At 66.3% G+C, this 15,673-nt stretch carries 18 protein-coding genes; 14 read left to right on the top strand and 4 right to left on the bottom strand.

Translation table 11 applies throughout. The features are described 5' to 3' along the window. Positions 1 to 119: 119 nt before the first annotated feature. Positions 120 to 1,142 carry a deoxyhypusine synthase family protein gene (locus KY661_RS06265; protein ID WP_225409336.1) on the top strand — a complete coding sequence of 341 codons (1,023 nt, stop codon included), beginning with the start codon at positions 120 to 122 and terminating at the stop codon, positions 1,140 to 1,142. Positions 1,143 to 1,207: 65 nt separating this feature from the next. Here KY661_RS06265 and KY661_RS06260 read toward each other — a convergent pair whose 3' ends face one another. Both KY661_RS06260 and KY661_RS06255 read right to left on the bottom strand, forming a co-directional pair. Beyond that, positions 1,208 to 2,776, bottom strand: coding sequence for a nitrilase-related carbon-nitrogen hydrolase (locus KY661_RS06260; RefSeq protein ID WP_225409335.1), 1,569 nt, complete (start codon positions 2,774 to 2,776; stop codon positions 1,208 to 1,210). Then, the gene (locus tag KY661_RS06255) at positions 2,766 to 3,362 is read right to left on the bottom strand and encodes a PadR family transcriptional regulator (RefSeq protein ID WP_225409334.1); all 597 of its coding nucleotides are present in this window, start codon (positions 3,360 to 3,362) and stop codon (positions 2,766 to 2,768) included. The genes KY661_RS06260 and KY661_RS06255 overlap by 11 nt, the downstream gene beginning before the upstream one ends. 196 nt (positions 3,363 to 3,558) lie before the next feature. On the opposite strand from KY661_RS06255, the gene KY661_RS06250 reads away from it, so the two are divergent. The 4 genes from KY661_RS06250 (at position 3,559) to KY661_RS06235 (ending at position 5,703) form a co-directional block, all read left to right on the top strand. Continuing rightward, positions 3,559 to 3,987 (top strand): toxin C-terminal domain-containing protein, encoded by a 429-nt coding sequence (locus tag KY661_RS06250; RefSeq protein WP_225409333.1) that lies wholly within the window; start codon positions 3,559 to 3,561, stop codon positions 3,985 to 3,987. Between the two features lies 1 nt (position 3,988). After that, complete coding sequence (locus KY661_RS06245; protein WP_225409332.1) at positions 3,989 to 4,549, top strand: DUF3885 domain-containing protein; 561 nt, start codon at positions 3,989 to 3,991, stop codon at positions 4,547 to 4,549. A 287-nt stretch (positions 4,550 to 4,836) separates the two neighbouring features. Continuing rightward, positions 4,837 to 4,989 carry a hypothetical protein gene (locus tag KY661_RS06240; protein WP_225409331.1) on the top strand — a complete coding sequence of 51 codons (153 nt, stop codon included), beginning with the start codon at positions 4,837 to 4,839 and terminating at the stop codon, positions 4,987 to 4,989. A 150-nt stretch (positions 4,990 to 5,139) separates the two neighbouring features. Next, positions 5,140 to 5,703, top strand: a complete 564-nt coding sequence (locus KY661_RS06235) for a glycine-rich domain-containing protein (protein WP_225409330.1) — start codon at positions 5,140 to 5,142, stop codon at positions 5,701 to 5,703. A gap of 84 nt (positions 5,704 to 5,787) precedes the next feature. On the opposite strand, the gene KY661_RS06230 is transcribed toward KY661_RS06235, so the two are convergent. Continuing rightward, positions 5,788 to 7,191, bottom strand: a complete 1,404-nt coding sequence (locus tag KY661_RS06230) for an endonuclease/exonuclease/phosphatase family protein (protein ID WP_225409329.1) — start codon at positions 7,189 to 7,191, stop codon at positions 5,788 to 5,790. A gap of 241 nt (positions 7,192 to 7,432) precedes the next feature. On the opposite strand from KY661_RS06230, the gene rlmN reads away from it, so the two are divergent. The 9 genes from rlmN (at position 7,433) to rsmI (ending at position 14,191) form a co-directional block, all read left to right on the top strand. After that, the gene (rlmN, locus tag KY661_RS06225) at positions 7,433 to 8,578 is read left to right on the top strand and encodes a 23S rRNA (adenine(2503)-C(2))-methyltransferase RlmN (RefSeq protein ID WP_225409328.1); all 1,146 of its coding nucleotides are present in this window, start codon (positions 7,433 to 7,435) and stop codon (positions 8,576 to 8,578) included. 78 nt (positions 8,579 to 8,656) lie between these two features. Next, on the top strand, positions 8,657 to 8,914 hold the full coding sequence (rpsP, locus tag KY661_RS06220; RefSeq protein WP_013376034.1) for a 30S ribosomal protein S16: 258 nt from the start codon (positions 8,657 to 8,659) through the stop codon (positions 8,912 to 8,914). Between the two features lie 21 nt (positions 8,915 to 8,935). Then, positions 8,936 to 9,217 (top strand): KH domain-containing protein, encoded by a 282-nt coding sequence (locus KY661_RS06215; RefSeq protein ID WP_075011125.1) that lies wholly within the window; start codon positions 8,936 to 8,938, stop codon positions 9,215 to 9,217. Further along, entirely contained in the window at positions 9,214 to 9,735 is a 522-nt protein-coding gene (rimM, locus tag KY661_RS06210; protein WP_225409327.1) for a ribosome maturation factor RimM, read from the top strand. Before KY661_RS06215 ends, rimM begins: the two co-directional genes overlap by 4 nt. Then, complete coding sequence (trmD, locus tag KY661_RS06205; protein ID WP_225409326.1) at positions 9,735 to 10,469, top strand: tRNA (guanosine(37)-N1)-methyltransferase TrmD; 735 nt, start codon at positions 9,735 to 9,737, stop codon at positions 10,467 to 10,469. The genes rimM and trmD overlap by 1 nt, the downstream gene beginning before the upstream one ends. Positions 10,470 to 10,581: 112 nt before the next feature. Continuing rightward, positions 10,582 to 10,974: a 50S ribosomal protein L19 gene (gene rplS, locus KY661_RS06200; protein WP_225409325.1), complete on the top strand. Its 393-nt coding sequence runs from the start codon at positions 10,582 to 10,584 to the stop codon at positions 10,972 to 10,974. Between the two features lie 90 nt (positions 10,975 to 11,064). After that, complete coding sequence (locus KY661_RS06195; RefSeq protein WP_225409324.1) at positions 11,065 to 12,951, top strand: chromosome segregation protein SMC; 1,887 nt, start codon at positions 11,065 to 11,067, stop codon at positions 12,949 to 12,951. Positions 12,952 to 12,977: 26 nt separating this feature from the next. Continuing rightward, positions 12,978 to 13,358 (top strand): YraN family protein, encoded by a 381-nt coding sequence (locus KY661_RS06190; RefSeq protein ID WP_225409323.1) that lies wholly within the window; start codon positions 12,978 to 12,980, stop codon positions 13,356 to 13,358. 5 nt (positions 13,359 to 13,363) lie between these two features. Further along, positions 13,364 to 14,191, top strand: coding sequence for a 16S rRNA (cytidine(1402)-2'-O)-methyltransferase (gene rsmI, locus KY661_RS06185; RefSeq protein WP_225409322.1), 828 nt, complete (start codon positions 13,364 to 13,366; stop codon positions 14,189 to 14,191). A 3-nt stretch (positions 14,192 to 14,194) separates the two neighbouring features. On the opposite strand, the gene KY661_RS06180 is transcribed toward rsmI, so the two are convergent. Continuing rightward, positions 14,195 to 15,556: a hypothetical protein gene (locus KY661_RS06180; RefSeq protein ID WP_225409321.1), complete on the bottom strand. Its 1,362-nt coding sequence runs from the start codon at positions 15,554 to 15,556 to the stop codon at positions 14,195 to 14,197. Between the last annotated feature and the right edge of the window lie 117 nt (positions 15,557 to 15,673).

Genomic DNA, 15,673 nt, shown 5'->3' with positions numbered 1-15,673 from the left:
GGAGCCACTTGACGCTCCGATGGCGGCACGGCCTCTCGCCGTGACCGTAGGGTGTCCTCGGGTGGCTTTGCTCGAATGGCGCCTCCCGAGCCTCGACCCTGTCGTTGCTGGAGGCCCCCATGCCCACATCCGAACTTCCCGTGCTGGAGTTCGTCCTCACGAACTACAAAAACTTCAACGCGCGCGCGACGCGCGATGCGCTCCTGTCGTACTGGGAGCACATCTCGGCCGGCGGCCGCATGTTCTGGAGCGTCGCGGGCGCGATGTCTTCCGCGCAGCTGGGCATCACCCTCGCGCCCGCCATCCGGGCGGGGTTGATTCACGGCATGTCCGTGACGGGGGCCAACCTGGAGGAGTCGCTCTTCCGGCTCGTCGCCCACAAGGCGTACCGCGACTTCCCCGAGTACCGGTACTTCACCAAGCAGGAAGACACGAAGATCCTCGAGCAGCGGATGCGGCGGGTCACCGACACGAGCATCCCCGAGGACGAGGCGTTCCGGGCCGTCGAGAAGATCGTCGTCCCGATGTGGAAGAACGCCTCCGCGCGGGGAGAGCGGCGCTTCTGGCACGAGTACTTCTACGAGTTCACCCAGGCGCTCGACCCCTCGGTGTACGAGGGGGACCCCGAGGCCTGCTGGTTGCTGGAGGCCGCGCGGCGCAAACTGCCCATCGTCGTGCCGGGCTATGAGGACTCGACGTTCGGGAACATCTTCGCGTCCTACGTGAAGACGGGCGACTGCAACGCGAGCATCGTCAAGTCGGGCATCGAGTACATGGCCGACTTCTATGACCGCTACGAAGAGCTCTCCGCGGGGCGCGGGGTCGGCTTCTTCCAGATTGGTGGTGGCATCGCCGGGGACTTCCCCATCTGCGTCGTGCCCTCGACGAAGTATGACTTGCAGAAGCCCGTGAAGCCCTGGGCCTACTTCTGCCAGATCAGCGACTCGACGACGTCCTATGGCTCGTACTCCGGCGCGACGCCCAATGAGAAGATCACCTGGGACAAGTTGACCGAGACGACGCCGATGTTCGTCATCGAGTCGGATGCCACCATCGTCGCGCCGCTGATTCTCAGCGCGTTGCTCGAGTGCAAGCGCCATCCGGAGGCTGCGAACGCACTCATCGCCAGGCATCGGGGATAGCGGTCACCCCGCGGAGGACACGCAGTCCTCTCGCCCCACATAGGGGCCATCCGCAGGCCGCTGCTTCAGCCCTCGCTCTTCACCGGCTTCCCAGCCGCCCTCTGCGCCGCGCGCCACCGCTGGGCAAGCCCTCTCACAACGGCCCATCCCACCCACCCCAGCGCGGCCAGGCCGGAGAGGCTTCCCACGGAGTCACCGATGCGCGTGTAGAGCGTGCGGACCTGTCCCACCGGCAGCTCCGCGCGCAGCACCCGCTCTGCCGCCGTGAAGTGGTCCAGCTCGCCATACACGCGCCCGTAGCCATCCACCGCCACCGATTGCCCCTGGTTGGCCTGCCGCAACATGCTGAACCCTTGCTCCACGGCACGGAAAACCGCCTGCCGCTTGTGTAGCGAGCTGATGCCTCGCCAGTCGCTCGCGGGCAGCAGGAGCAGCTCGAGTCCACGTGCCGTGGGGCCGGCGAAGTCCGCTGGGAAGTCCGCATCAAAGCAGATCGCCCCCCCCACGTTCCCCACGTCCGAGCCGCGCAGCACCGGCACCTCCGGGCTCCCAGGAATGGAGTGGTCCGCTTCCCAACCCGGTACCGGCCGGGCCTTCACGTAGCGCCAGGCCACGTTTCCCTCCGGTCCCACCAGGATGAGCTCGTTGCGCAACAGGCGCTCCGCCGAGGGCTCGAAGCTCGCCACCGCCATGCCGAGCCACACGCTCCGCTCGCGCGCCAGGGCGCTCCCCCGGGAGAGCAGGGCCGGCAGTTGCCCGGCCAGCACCACCGCGTTGCCCTCGGACCAGAGGATGAGCTTCGCCCCGCGTTCGGCCTCTCGCGCGGACAGGCGCAACAACTCCTCGTTCACCGCACCCGAGGCCTCGGCGAAGGCTCGCCAGTCCTCGTCTCCCCAGGCCCCTCCCTGGATGAGCCGGGACAGCCCCGCCTCACGTCCCGCGGCCACCTCTCCCGCCACCGTGATGCCCGCGACCCGCACGCGCTCGCCCACGCTCCCGGCCCCCGCGAGCCGCAGCGCGCCGAAAGCGAGGATGCTCCCAAGCATGCCCACGAACACCGCGGCCCCAGGCAGCAGGTGGCGCCCCGAGTCCCGGTGCTCGAAGGCCCAGTTGGCCACGGAGGCGAACCACACCAGGAGGAACGTCAGGCCCCAGAGGCCCGTCACCGACACGAGCTGCACCAGCACGGGCGCGCCCGCCTGGGTGTAGGCCAACGAGCCCCAGGTGCCGAACGGGTTGCCCAGACTGCTGAAGAACTCCATCCCCGTCATCGCCGCCGGCAGGAAGAGCGTCCCCGCGAAGGACGCCCGCGGTCCCACGATGAGCCGGTCCGCCAGGAACACCAGCGCCAGGAAGAAGGCGCCGCCCAAGGCCATCCCGAAATTGCCCGCGACGGACCCCGGGAACACCTCCCGGTTCACCAGGCCCGTGGCGAGGGTACTCATGCAGAGGATTCCGGCGAAGCCCACCCCCGGCCGCTGCTGTCGGACGAAGAAGAGCAGCAGGGCGCCCATCCCCCAGCCGGGGAGCAGCGACCCTCGCGAGTTCAAGAGCATCGACAGGCCCGTCCCGCCCACCAGGGCAAGCCAGGGCCAGAGCACCGGCACGCGCCGCGCGCCTTCTTCACCGCTCATCCCGCGTCTCCTTCTTCTTTTTCGAACGCTCCGTGTGCGCACGGCGCTGGAGCGTCTCCCGGGCCTCGTCGCACCAGCGGAGGTGCGCCTCCAGGCCCAGCAATCCCGCGCGAATGGACAAGTGCCAATAGGGCAGCTCCGGATGGTCCTCCCGTGAGCCGCGGACGTCCTCATCAATGAGCCGCAGCGCGGCCAGCAGCCCGATGGCCTCGGCCCGGCTGCGCTCCACGTGCACCAGCGAGGACTTCGGCCCTACGCGGGCGCCGAAAAAGAGCTTGAGCAGCAACTCGTTGCGCTCCACGTGGGGCACCACCGGCCGGCGCAACCACTCCGCGAGCACCCGCCGCCCTTTCGCCGTCACCCGGTACACCTTGCGCACCCGCCCTCCGGGCGAACGCTCCTCCCGGTCGAGCGCGGCCAGCCCCTCGGCCTCCATCCGCTCCAGTGCCGGGTACAGGTTGCCGTAGCTCTCCTGCCAGAAGTGCCCCACCGTCCGCGCGATGGCCTGGCGCAGGCCGTATCCGCTCATGGGCTCCCGGCACAGCATTCCCAGGATGGCGAACTGACAGGTGCTCTCTCTGGCCACGGTGACCTCCTCGCACACCGATATATCAGGCTGATATATCGGTGCGCCACCAGAGAGGGGGTCTGGTGGGGCAGGCCTCCCTGGCCGCGCGCTTCTCCCCGCAGCGTCAGGCTCGCGAGCAACCCACCTTCCGGTTTACGGGTTGGCCTGAAGTGAACTAGACACTGGGACAACCTCTGCCAATGGAGAGTTTCTCGTGCGCCATTCAGTGTTACTGATATTGACAGCCGCGCTTTCGTTGGTCGGCTGTGGTGGGGGACTTCTCAGCGGCGAAGTACCTTCAGGAACAGCGAGCGCCATCATGGGTGGAGCGGCGCCTGATTCCCAACTGAGAGTTGGCAGAAAGGGCAAGAAGGACCCCAAAGCCGATCCACCGTCTAGTCCTAAGCGCCGGACGGAACCCCTCACGCGCAGTGAAGCCCGCCAATTGGCACGGAAACTCGGATACACAGAGATTTCGGACCCGCCATTCAAGGCTCATGGGCAGCCCGTCTTCAAATCTGGAAACAAGTACATCACGCCAGACAAAGACGTGCACAAGGGCGGAACCTGGAAGATGTTCGATCACAAGGGTGAACGCTTGGGCACCTTCAATGACGACCTGACGCGAAAGGTCGGTAATTAGCATGGCAACCCAACCCATTCTCAAGTCATGGGAACACTTCTTCCCAGAAGTGCCGCCTGTGGGCTTTCTTCTTCGGAAGAAGCACCCCGAGCGATGGCTCCGCTTCCATACGCTTCCTGATGCGAAGCGTACCCCTGAAACTGCATCGGAGGTGGCGGAGGTTCTTCAGCGCATGGGTCAGATCAGCGGAGAAGTCTTCGAGCCCCGGGCCCAGGCCGCGCTTTGGATGACGACCTTCAATCAACTCCGTCCCTCGTTGCCGGAAGAACAAGGGGCTGACTTCAAGGCAATCACCCAGCCACCTCCCATCTGGGTAGACGCCTTACAAGACCATTTTGATGTTCAGCACATGGTTCTCTGGGTCCGCACCCAAGAGTGGAATTGGGAAGACGTAGCGTCCATCTTTCGCGATGTGTCGCTGGACCGGCTTGACTACGTGACAGCATTCTCGGTCCATACAGGAGCAGTGATCTGCCCGTACGATGGCGGCATCGACATATTCCTGTCGGACGCTCAGAAGCGCGCTGCCCTGAAAAGAAAGTTCAAGAGCTGGCTTCCCTGAGCCTGGACCTTCCCGATGCCGCTGAGCGCGTCGCCAGCACCACTCAGCGAGTTGTCGTGCGCCACCTCGATCGGGCATGGAGCGGCCTCTCACCGATGGGCCATCTGGGCAGGCGAACCTCCTGCTCATTGTAACGCGGATGGTTACAGGTGGGCGGGGGGAGTATCCATTCATGTTACAAAGCCAGGCTTGAGCGCCTTGGAGCACAAATGTGTATATCGCACTCCCCGCGAGGCCTTCATTTGTGCTATGTTTCTAGCGTCTCACTTGCCCCCTTGAGGAGCCTCATGAAGAAGACCCATGCGAAGAAGACCCGCTCGAAGAAGGCCAATCAATTCATCTCCGCGCTGGTGAAGGACAGCACCAAGGGCCCCATTGATATCTGTAAGATCTGTAGCTTCTGCATGGTCTGCAACCTTTGCCGGATCGGCAACAAGTAGGGCATTTCGGTTGCGGGTGCCATCGCCCGCCACAAGAGCGATGGCACTTGCGTTCTTCCGGGAGACGCGATCGAGGGCGTGATGAAAAAGGCAGCGAAGAAAAGGACCCCACGCGGGCAGCAAAACCTTCGGCCTCCAAGAAGGAAGAAGGTGTGCTCGCTGTCAGAGGCCCTGTCCTACCGCAACGAGAAGGTTCTCCGGCGTTTCCTGGACATCTATGCCGTCCCCGAAGCGGAGGCGCGTGAGCTCTTCCACGAAACGAAGAAGTGGCTGTGGCTTTGCGCACGCAGTATCGAAGCCCAGGGGCCTCGGTTGGCCGTGCAGGCCCCGCTGCTCATGATCGATGAGATGTGGCACACCTTCATGCAGTACACGCTGGATTACCAGCGCTACTGCCTGGACCGGTTGGGCATTTTCGTCCACCATCTGCCCGCGAACTCGAGCGACAAGCAGCGAGATCGCAAGCGCTATGAAGCCAACCCCGAGCGCTTCATGAAGCGGTACCAAGCCTCGTTGAAGCGGCAGTACGGCTTCATCTATGACGAGTTGGGGGAAGAGTTGGGGGAGGCGACCCTGCTCAAGTGGTATCAGGAATATCCCAAGCGGTATTCCCTCGAGTTTCTCGAGCGGCACCGCATCCCCTACACCCAGGAACAACACGCCTCGCAGCCCCCAGCGCTCCCAACCGCGGGCGCTCCCTCCATCGCGGCCTGAAGAAGTGGCGGGCCGCCGGGCAGCCAGCGCTGGTACCCGGCAGCCCCCTCCGAGGGGCACCCCACACCGCTCGGCCCACCTGTCCTACTCGGAGTACAGGGGCTCCTCCAACTTCAGGCGGCTGACCTGCATCGTGTGGTCCGATGGCTCGTCGCCAGAAGGGCGTCTGGCCAGGTAACCGTCCACGACCTTCAGCCCCGCAGGGGTGACAATCGTGGCCCAGATCTGGTCGATGTTGTAGCGGGATTCAGGATTCAAGGACCCCTCGCAACTGTTGGTCAGACAGAAGTGCCGGTAGATCGGCGAGGAGGTAATGGAATCCAACTGGCTGTTAAAGATCTGGTAGCCCGAGTCCTCCTGGAACACAGGAGTGTTGAAATCACCCGCGATGATGGCAGGAGTGCCCAGCGCGCTCATGTGATTCACGACGTCTTGCACGTTGGTGCGGCGGTGGTCGGGCGCGTAGATGCCACGGTTTTCGGCAACCGAATTGGAGATAAAGTGCACGTTGGCCAGCTTGACGTGGAACCCCCCTAGGTCGAGCGTGACGTAATGCCACCGGTGGTCCATGCCAGGGATAGGCCTGGAGTGTTGGATGCTCTGGTGCCGGTAGACTGGGAACTTGCTGAAGATCGCGTTGGCTCCTCCCGCTTGCATGGTGACGGGCGCCTCGTAGACGGCCGTCCTGAGCAACCCAATGTTCGGGCTTTGGCGCAGCCGGGTGACGGTGGTGTGGTCAGCCTCCTGCAGGGCGGCCACGTCCACGTCATTCTCATTCATGTGCGCCGCGAGGGCGTCGATCGTATCCCCACCCAATGCGAGCTTGCCATTTTGGACGTTGTACGTGGCGACCTTGAAGGTCTGCACGGAGATGAAGCTCTTGCGATAGCTGTAGGCCTTGTTCCCGTAGCTGGTGGTGGTCTCGGCGTAGAGAGAGACTTCCTGCTTCCAAGGCAGGAAGCCGGTGGGGCAGTTGAACTCCGGGAAGGAAAGGAAATTCACCTGAAGCGAAGTGGAGAGGGACGACTGAGAGTGAGACGCCGTGTTCTCGCTGCTCAAGGGGACGATCGTCTCATGGCGGTGCTCGGAGTCGTGCTGGTTGACCCGTCGCGCGGCGCAGAGGGTCTTCAGCTCCCCGCTGAGCTTGACGAACCGCACGCTCCCGGAAGACACCCCGGTCGCGGTGAAGACGACAGGGCGCTGAGCCTTGGGGAACAGGTACGCCGGCTGTGGGTCATTGCCAGGTTGGTAGCCCCAGGAACTGGGACCGGCCGTCACCTCACGGCCTGAACCGAGCCCCGAGGTCTGGATCGTCACTGAAACCGTAGGTGCATGACAGTCACTGGCCACGCACTTACCGAACTTGATGCCATCGCAGATGGACTCTCCGGGACACCCATTGGACGCGGTGCATTCCACGACCGTGCCATCCACGCACCTCGCGTGCGCTGGCACGGCGGCGCACAGCATGAGCGCGGCGGCGAGCACCCTCAGGCCGCTGCTCCATCCCTTATTCGCTTCTGTCATTGGAGGACTCCGACCGATGCCTCGTGAGGCACTTGCCCGCGGGCAGCTGCGGGACATCCGCAGCCCGGGGGGTCTGATAAAAGAGGGGCCCCGGCCCATTTCTTACCTGCCCCTGGAGTGAGGGAGGGACCGAGCCCTCCTTTGACTTGATGGCCACGGATGTGGGATGGGACCCCCATCTCCTTCCCGTTGATTGACGACAATGGCCGAACTCTCCGCGACCCTGCCTGACACCACCCCCTTGCCGGCCCCCGCGGCGCCGAAGCTCGTGGACGTGTCCAGCCTGACCTTGGAGGGGCTGGCGAAGTTCCTGACCGAGCAACTGGGCGAGCGGGCGTTTCGCGCGGGCCAGGTCTACCGCTGGCTGCACCAGCGCGGCGTCACCTCCTTCGAGGAGATGACGGACCTCTCCAAGGCGCTGCGCCAGAAGCTCCAGGAGCGCGCCGAGATTGTCCCCCTGGTGAAGGACCTGGAGCAGGTCTCCCGCGACGGCACCATCAAGTACCGCTTCAAGACGCGGGACGGGCGCTTCATCGAGTCCGTCTACATGCCCTCCGAGGACCGCAAGACGCTGTGCGTGTCCACCCAGGTGGGCTGCGCCATGAAGTGCTCCTTCTGCATGACGGGCACCCTGGGGCTCAAGCGCAACCTCACCGCGGGGGAGATTGTCGCACAGGTGCATACCGTGAACCGGGAGGTGCGGCAGCGTGAAGGGCTGGAGACCTACCGGCCGCTCTCCAACCTGGTCTTCATGGGCATGGGCGAGCCCCTGCACAACTTCGAGAACCTCAAGACGGCGCTCTCCATCCTCCAGTCCGAGAACGGCCCGAACTTCTCCCACCGCCACATCACCGTCTCCACGGTGGGGCTGGTGCCGATGATCGAGCGCTTCGGGCAGGAGACCGACGTCAAGCTCGCCATCTCGCTCAACGCCAGCACCGACGAGCAGCGCAACCAGACGATGCCCGTCAACCGCAAGTGGAACATCGAGGCCTTGCTGGAGGCCTGCCGCAAGTTCCCCCTGCGCCAGGGCCGGCGCATCACCTTCGAGTACGTGCTGCTCAAGGGCTTCAACGACAGCGACGAGGACGCCCACCGGCTCATCGCGCTGCTGCGGGGAATCCCGGCCAAGGTGAACCTGATTCCCTACAATGAGAACCCCGGGTTGGGGTTTCACACCACCGTCGAGGAGCGGGCGGAGCAGTTCCGCGCCATCCTCGCCGAGGGTCACATCGCGGCGTTCATTCGCCAGAACCGGGGCCGGGACATTGCCGGCGCCTGCGGGCAGCTTGCCAATCGCACCGGGCAGGATGCCGCGCAGTCGACGCAAGCACCCGAGCTTCCTTGACAATCCCGAGCGAGGGACGCTAATAGCGCCCCTCCTACAATTTTCAGTTGGCTGCTCTGTTCACTGGAGTTCAAAGCAATGGCCGTCGTCCTCCGTCTCGCCCGCGCGGGCGCCAAGAAGAAGCCGTACTACCATGTGGTCGCCACCGATTCCCGCAATCCCCGGGACGGTAAGTTCATCGAGGCCGTGGGGGCCTACGATCCGAACGAGAGCCCCCCGAAGGTGCTCTTCGACCAGGAGCGGCTCCAGTACTGGCTGAAGACGGGCGCGCTGCCCTCCGAGACCGTGGCCGACCTCATCAAGGTCGCCGCCAAGAACGCTCCTCCGGCGGCCTAAGCCGTCCCCGTCTGAGTGGACGTGGAGCAACTCGTTACGTATCTGGCGCGGGCCCTGGTCGATCAACCGGACCAGGTCGGCCTGCGTGTGTCCGAGGTGGATGGCGCCCGGCTCTTCGAGCTGAAGGTGGCCCCCGAGGACGTGGGCAAGGTCATCGGCCGTGATGGGCGCACCGTGAACGCTCTCCGGACGCTGCTGGGGGCCGCGGCCCACAAGCAGGGACAGAAGGCCCGCCTCGAAATCCTCGATGACCGGCGTGCGGCGCCCGCACCGCCGGCCCCTCCGGGCCCTGACGCCCCGTGACGCCCCGGCCCTTGTTGGAGCTCGGCTATGTGGCCCGGGCCCACGGCATCCAGGGTGAGATCGCCATCCGTACGTTCGATGCGGCCTCGGAGTCGCTCGATGTGGTCGAGCGGCTCTCGGTCCGCACCCGGGCGGGCGAGGAGCGGGTGCTGCGCATCGAGGATGTGCGGCCCACCCCCAAGGAGAACATCGTCGCCTTGGAAGGGGTGGACTCGCGCGAGGCGGCCGAGGCGCTCGTGGGCGCCGCGGTCTTCGTCTACCGCGAGGACTTGGAGCCTCCGGAGGAAGGGCAGTTCTTCCAGGGAGACCTCGTGGGGCTCACCGCCGTGGACGAGTCCGGCCAGGTGCTGGGCCAGGTGGCGGAGATCTGGAACACGGGTGAGGTGCCCAACCTCGTCATCCGGGGCGAGGGGAAGCCAGAGATCATCGTCCCGTTCGCCGATGAGTTCGTCCCCACCGTGGATGTGCCCAACGGCAGGATTGTCGTCCGGCCCCTGGAGTACGAGGACGGCCGCTGATGTACCCGGTGGAGGTCCTCACGCTCTTTCCGGAGATGGTGTCCGGTTACGTGGGGCAGAGCATCCTGGGCAAGGCCCAGGAGCGGGGAAAGCTGTCCGTCACCGCCACGGACATCCGCGAGTACGCCGAGGGCAAGCACCGCGTGACGGACGACACCCCGTACGGGGGCGGCGCCGGCATGGTGATGAAGGTGGAGCCGCTGGTGGCGGCCATCGAGGCGGCGCGGGCCCGGCACCCCGGGGCGAAGGTGCTGCTCATGAGCCCCCGGGGGCCCACGTTCACCCAGGCCCGGGCCCGGGAGCTGGTGGCCCACACGCCGGGCCTCATCCTCGTCTGTGGCCGCTACGAGGGCGTGGACGAGCGCGTGATGCCCTTCCTCGACGGGGAGCTGTCCCTGGGGGACTTCATCCTCACGGGCGGGGAGGTGGCGGCCCTGGCGGTGGTGGACGCCGTGGCGCGGCTGCTCCCTGGGGTGCTGGGCAACCAGGCGTCCCACGTGAGCGAGAGCTTCGAGGAGGGGCTGCTGGAGCACCCCCAGTACACCCGGCCGCCTGCGTTCCGGGGGGCGGAGGTGCCCGCGGTGCTCCAGTCGGGGGACCACGCCCGGATCGCCCGCTGGCGGCGCTGGAAGGCGCTGCACCTGACCCAGGAGCGCCGGGCGGACCTCTTTTCCCGCGTGGAGCTGGGGCTGGCCGACCGCAAGCTGCTCGGCCTGCGGGAGGAAGACTTGTAGTGTCGGCGGGGGTTTGGCGGCCTGAGCTGATCTCCGGGCTTGTCGGACCCGCTGCTCTCTGCTAGTAGGCGCCCCTCTTACTTTTTTGTTCGTACTACTCTCTGAGGTCGTCATGCGTCGCAGCGCCATCGAGCACGTCGAGTCCAAGTTTCTCCGCAAGGACGTGGCGGTTTTCCGGACCGGGGACTCGGTCCGGGTCCACTGGAAGGTCAAGGAAGGCGAGAAGGAGCGCGTGCAGGCCTTCGAGGGCGTCGTCATCCGGAAGAAGAAGGGCAACAACCGCTCCAGCTTCACCGTGCGCAAGGTCTCCTTCGGCGTCGGCGTGGAGCGCATCTTCCCGCTGCACAGCCCCCGCTATGAGCGCATCGAGGTTCTCTCGCGCGGCAGCGTGAACCGCAACCGTCTCTTCTACCTCCGCGCCCTCAAGGGCAAGGCGTCCCGCGTGGACGTCCAGGAGGAGAAGATGGGCGACAAGAAGGCCCCCAAGGCTGCTGCCAAGGCCTAGTCTCCGAAGCCGGGCGCCCGCCCCGCTTTTCCAAAAAGGAGTGCCCATTCCTGGGCACTCCTTTTTTCGTTCGCGCTACCATGGGGGCGTATGCATTTTGTCGAGGTCGCCGTCCAGAACGTGCGGGGTTTTTCGGCCCAGGGGCGCTTCGCGCTCAAGGCGGGCTACCTCGTCCTGAAGCCGCCCACCGTTGATGTGAGCCCGCTTGCGGGGCTCGCCCTGGCGCTCTTCTATGCCGACGGGCGGGGCGGGGATGCGAGCTTCGCGGCTTCGAGCGAGAAGCCGGGCAAGGCGGCCTTCACCTTCGTGGGGCAGGATGCGCAGACGTACCGGCTCCTGCGAGAGCTGGGCGGCTCCGGCACGCTGCACCGGCAGACCGCCCCGGGGCAGCCGCCGGAGCTGGTGAGCCAGGACTCGGCGGAGATCGGCCAGTTCCTCCGCGCGCAGGCGGGGATGCCGTCGCGCACCACCCTGGAGCAGGTGTACTGCCTGTTGCCGGGGCATTTGCCCTCGCGCAGGCCGCGGCTGAGGACCTCCCGGCCTGACCTGAAGCGGCCCTCGGTGACGTCGGGCTCCGCGCTGGCGAGCAATCAGGCCGTGACGCCCGCGGAGGACATCCCCGCGGCCGAGGCGCGGGTGCGCGAGCTGGAGAAGGAGATGGTGCGCTCGCGCGAGGTCGACGAGCTGCAGTTCAAGCTCGACGGGCTGAACTCGCAGCTCTTCGAGACGGAGCGGAGGCTCAACAGCACCGAGGGGCTCAAGGTGGCCGTGCGGGATGCGGAGGCCGCGTGGAACGCCGCCCCCACGCCCGAGACGCTGGGGCTGCCCGCGGACATCGCCACGCGCGTGGAGCGCTACCCCAAGGCGCTGTCCCGGCGGGACGATGCACTGAACCGGCTGGCGGCCGAGCGGGAGCAGGAGGCGCAGTCCATTCCCGTGGCGGTAGAGCCCCTGACGGCCAACGGGCAGTTCTGGGCGGGCCTGGGCGGGGGCACGCTGCTCTTGGTGCTGGGCATCGTGCTGGGCTCGGTGCTGGACAGCGCCTGGCGGTACCTGGTGCTGCTGGACATCCCGGCGTTTGGCTGGGCGGCCATGCTGGCCCTGCGCTACGTGGACGACCTGTCGAGGACCACGGACGTGGGCCGCAAGGACGTCATGTTCGCCGCGCGGGAGAAGAAGATCCTCGATGATTTCGAGGCCGAGTCCGCGCACGTGCGCAAGGCGCTCAAGGTGCTCGAGCTGGAGGATCCCGCGGACATCCCCGCCGTGTTCGAGCGCAAGGGGCTGCTGGAGCAGCGGCTGCTGGAGCTGCGCGACCAGCTCGCCGCCATGGAGGCCTCGCCGGAGTTCGTCGCGGCGGGCGAGCAGCGCGAAGACATCAAGCGGCAGATCGACGAGGTCAGCGCGCAGATCGCCAAGATTGGCACCTACGTGCGCGACGTGCGCGACGTGGAGCGGGAGATCTCCCGGACGAGGGAGTCCATCGCGCTCGCGAAGGCGCCGCCCCCCGCGGCCTTCGGGGGAGGCCCCGCGGAGCCCCTGGAGGATCCCTCGCCGGTGTTGCTGGCGCAGGCGGCGGACCTGCTGGCCTCGGATCTCTCCTCGGTGCAGGGCCAGCTCAAGGACCGCTGCCTCCAGTACTTCACCGCCCTCACGGACCGGCGCTACCAGAGCATCGACTGGGACCATGAGGGCCGGGGGTACGTGTTCTCCCAGGGGCGGCATGTGCCCGTGGGCGAGCTGCTGCCCAAGGACCTGGACCTGTACTACCTGGCCCTGCGCCTCACGGTGGTGGAGAAGGCGAGCGCCCGGGTGAAGTACCCGTTCCTCCTGGAGCACCCGTTCCAGGGCGTGGAAGAGATGAAGCTGCAGCTGCTGGGGCGGATGCTCAAGCACCTGGGCACGCTGACGCAGGTGCTGCACGTGACGGCGCACCCAGGCTTCGCCCAGCTGTCAGACTCGACGGTCAATCTCTGAGGGCAGGTGAACGTGGGGAGGGGTGGATGGGGCAGGCGGCAGGGGTGGACCGGCGGGCGTATGGGAACGAGGCCGAGGCGATGGCGGCGCGCTTCCTGGAGGACCAGGGCTATCGCATCCGCGCGCGGAACTTCCGGTGCCGCTATGGCGAGCTGGACGTGGTGGCCGAGCAGGGGGACACCGTTTGCTTCGTGGAGGTCCGGATGCGCTCCTCGGCGGTCTGGGGAGACCCCTCGCACACCGTCTCCTTCTCCAAGCAGCGCCGCGTGGTGAAGGCCGCGCTGCACTATCTCTTCGCGCATGAGCTGCGAGACCGGATGATGCGCTTCGACGTCATCTCGGTGGTGGGCCACGGCGGGCAGGCGCGCGTCGAGCACCTGCCCAATGCTTTCGATGCGGGGATGTGAGACCGATGCCTGGGACGCTCTACCTTGTCGCCACCCCGATCGGGAACCTGGGGGACATCACCTCCCGGGCCCTGGACGTCCTGAAGAAGGTGGCCTTCGTCGCGTGTGAGGACACGCGCCACTCCCGCATCCTGCTGGAGCACTTCGGCCTGGCCCCGGAGACGGTGAGCCTGCCCGCCTTCGCCGAGGGCCAGCGTGCGGGCCGGCTCCTGGACCGCATGGAGGCGGGGGAGGACTGCGCCCTCATCACCGATGCGGGCAGTCCCGGCATCAGTGATCCCGGCGAGAAGCTGGTGTCCGAGGCCCTGGAGCGGGGCATTCAAGTGGTCCCGGTGCCCGGGCCTGCGGCCCTCATCGCCGCCCTGAGTGCGTCCGGACTGCCCACGGGCCGCTTCCACTTCCTGGGTTTCCTGCCGCGCAAGGGGCCCGAGCGCCGGACCATGCTGGAGGAGGTGTCCCTGCTGTCCGCCACGCTGGTGCTCTATGAGTCCCCCCGGCGGCTGGGCGAGACACTGGTGGACCTGCAGGAGGCCTGGGGCGACCGGCGGGCGTGCGTGGCCCGGGAGCTGACCAAGCTGCATGAGGAGTTCGTGCGCGGCCCGCTGTCTGAGCTGGCCTCCCGCTATGGCGCGGAGGAGCCCCGGGGCGAGGTGGTGGTGCTGGTGGAGGGGCGCACCGGCGAGCGCCGCTGGTCCGAGGAGGAGCTGCGGCGAGCGCTGGAGGAGGGGCTGGAGCGCGGCGAGAAGCTCAAGGCGCTGAGCACCGAGCTGGCCCGCCGCGCGGGCTGGTCTGGACAGGACGTCTACCGCCTGGGGCTGAGCCTCAAGCGGTAGGGCTCAGAAGGCGAAGGTCGCCGACAGCTCCAGGCGGAACGTCTTGCTCTCGGTGGCCCGGAAGCGGCGGGACGGCAGGTCCGTGCGGTAATCGAACGAGGGGTTGAGCTCCTCGTTGGGGATTTCCTCCTTGTTTTCGCCCACCGTGGGAGAGATGTCGATCCGGCCGTTGTTGTTGAGGTCCTTGCCGAGGTCCTCGTCAGTGAGCGTGTGGTTCGTGTTGTAGAGGAAGGTGCCGGTGGCGCGCAGCCGGAAGGCCTCGCCGGCGCTTGCCGTGGCGCCGATCATGCCACCCACTTGGAAGTAGTCCTGGCTGACCAGCAGCTTGTGCAGGGCGGAGCTCAGCTCGTTGTAGTAGCGGCCCCGGGACACGTAGGTGCCGATGGTGCGCAGGTCGAGCGAGAACTGCTGGTTCTTGTTCTTGTTGTTGTAGGTGGCGATCTCCGTGCCGAACACGAAGCCCGCCATGCTGGGCGCCTTGATGCCCGTCTCCTTGCGGTTCCAGTCCTTCGAGCCGCAGTTCTTGGGCGTGCCCAGGGTGGGCGACGAAGAACCGTCTTCGGTCCTGTTGAAGCAGTTGGAGTAGATGCCTGGGCCGGTCACCGGCAGGGTGTAGTGGACCCGGAAGTAGGGCTCCGCGACGCCGAGCTTCCGCGAGAAGGACGTGTAGAAGGTGTACTTGTGAACGCGGTCGCCCACGTTGCCCCGCTCTTCCGTGGCCTCGGTGTTGTCCTGGCTGGGATCTCTCAGCTTGGCGGTGGGCGCCTCGTAGTCGATGCCGAGGATCCACGTGGGCTTCGTGTCGTCGTCCGCCTGGTTGAAGAAGGCGTAGGCCAGACCGAAGCGCATGTTGCCCAGGCCGCCGCGCTTGCTCGTGGACGGCACGGTGAACAGACCTTGTGCTCCGCTGCCAGTCTCTGAGCACCTTTCGACCAGACTAGTCTCAGGGTTGACGGTAGTGATTTCGGTGCCATCCGGCCTGATGCAGTTGTTGGGGATGGTGGAGTTCTCGTCCGATGTCCCGGAGACGTAGCCGTAGCTGTCGTTCTGCTGGAGGATGAGCGGCAGCCCGAAGGAGAACTCCAGGTCCTTGTAGATGCCGACGGCCAGGTCGATGTTCAGGCGCGAGTCGACGCCCTTGAACCAGACCTCCGAGGCCTCGATGCGCCCGTTCTCTCCGAGAGGATCGAGCTGCTCACGGGTGATCTTCGCCCGGGTCTGCGTGCGCTCGAAGCCGACGTCGATGAACAGATCGAACGGATCGTTCTCCTCGAACGAGGAGGCGATGCGGGTGATTTCCGCTGCGTTGGCTGCCAGTGGTGCGCCCAGCGTCAGCGCAGCGAGAACGGCGCGAAGCCTGTACATCCGACCTCCGAAGAGCCTCTGTCGCTCCCAGGGCCCGCGGATGGTGGCAACCGGCCTCTGGCCTGCTGCCGACGGTGGCCTAACCCCTGAGAACTCTTGAGAAATTGGCGGCGACGC

The organism is Allostigmatella hybrida (assembly GCF_020103775.1).
GTDB classification, from domain to species: Bacteria; Myxococcota; Myxococcia; order Myxococcales; family Myxococcaceae; genus Hyalangium; species Hyalangium aurantiaca.
Note: the sequence above shows the minus strand (reverse complement) of the source record. Positions and strands in the feature narration are given on the sequence as shown.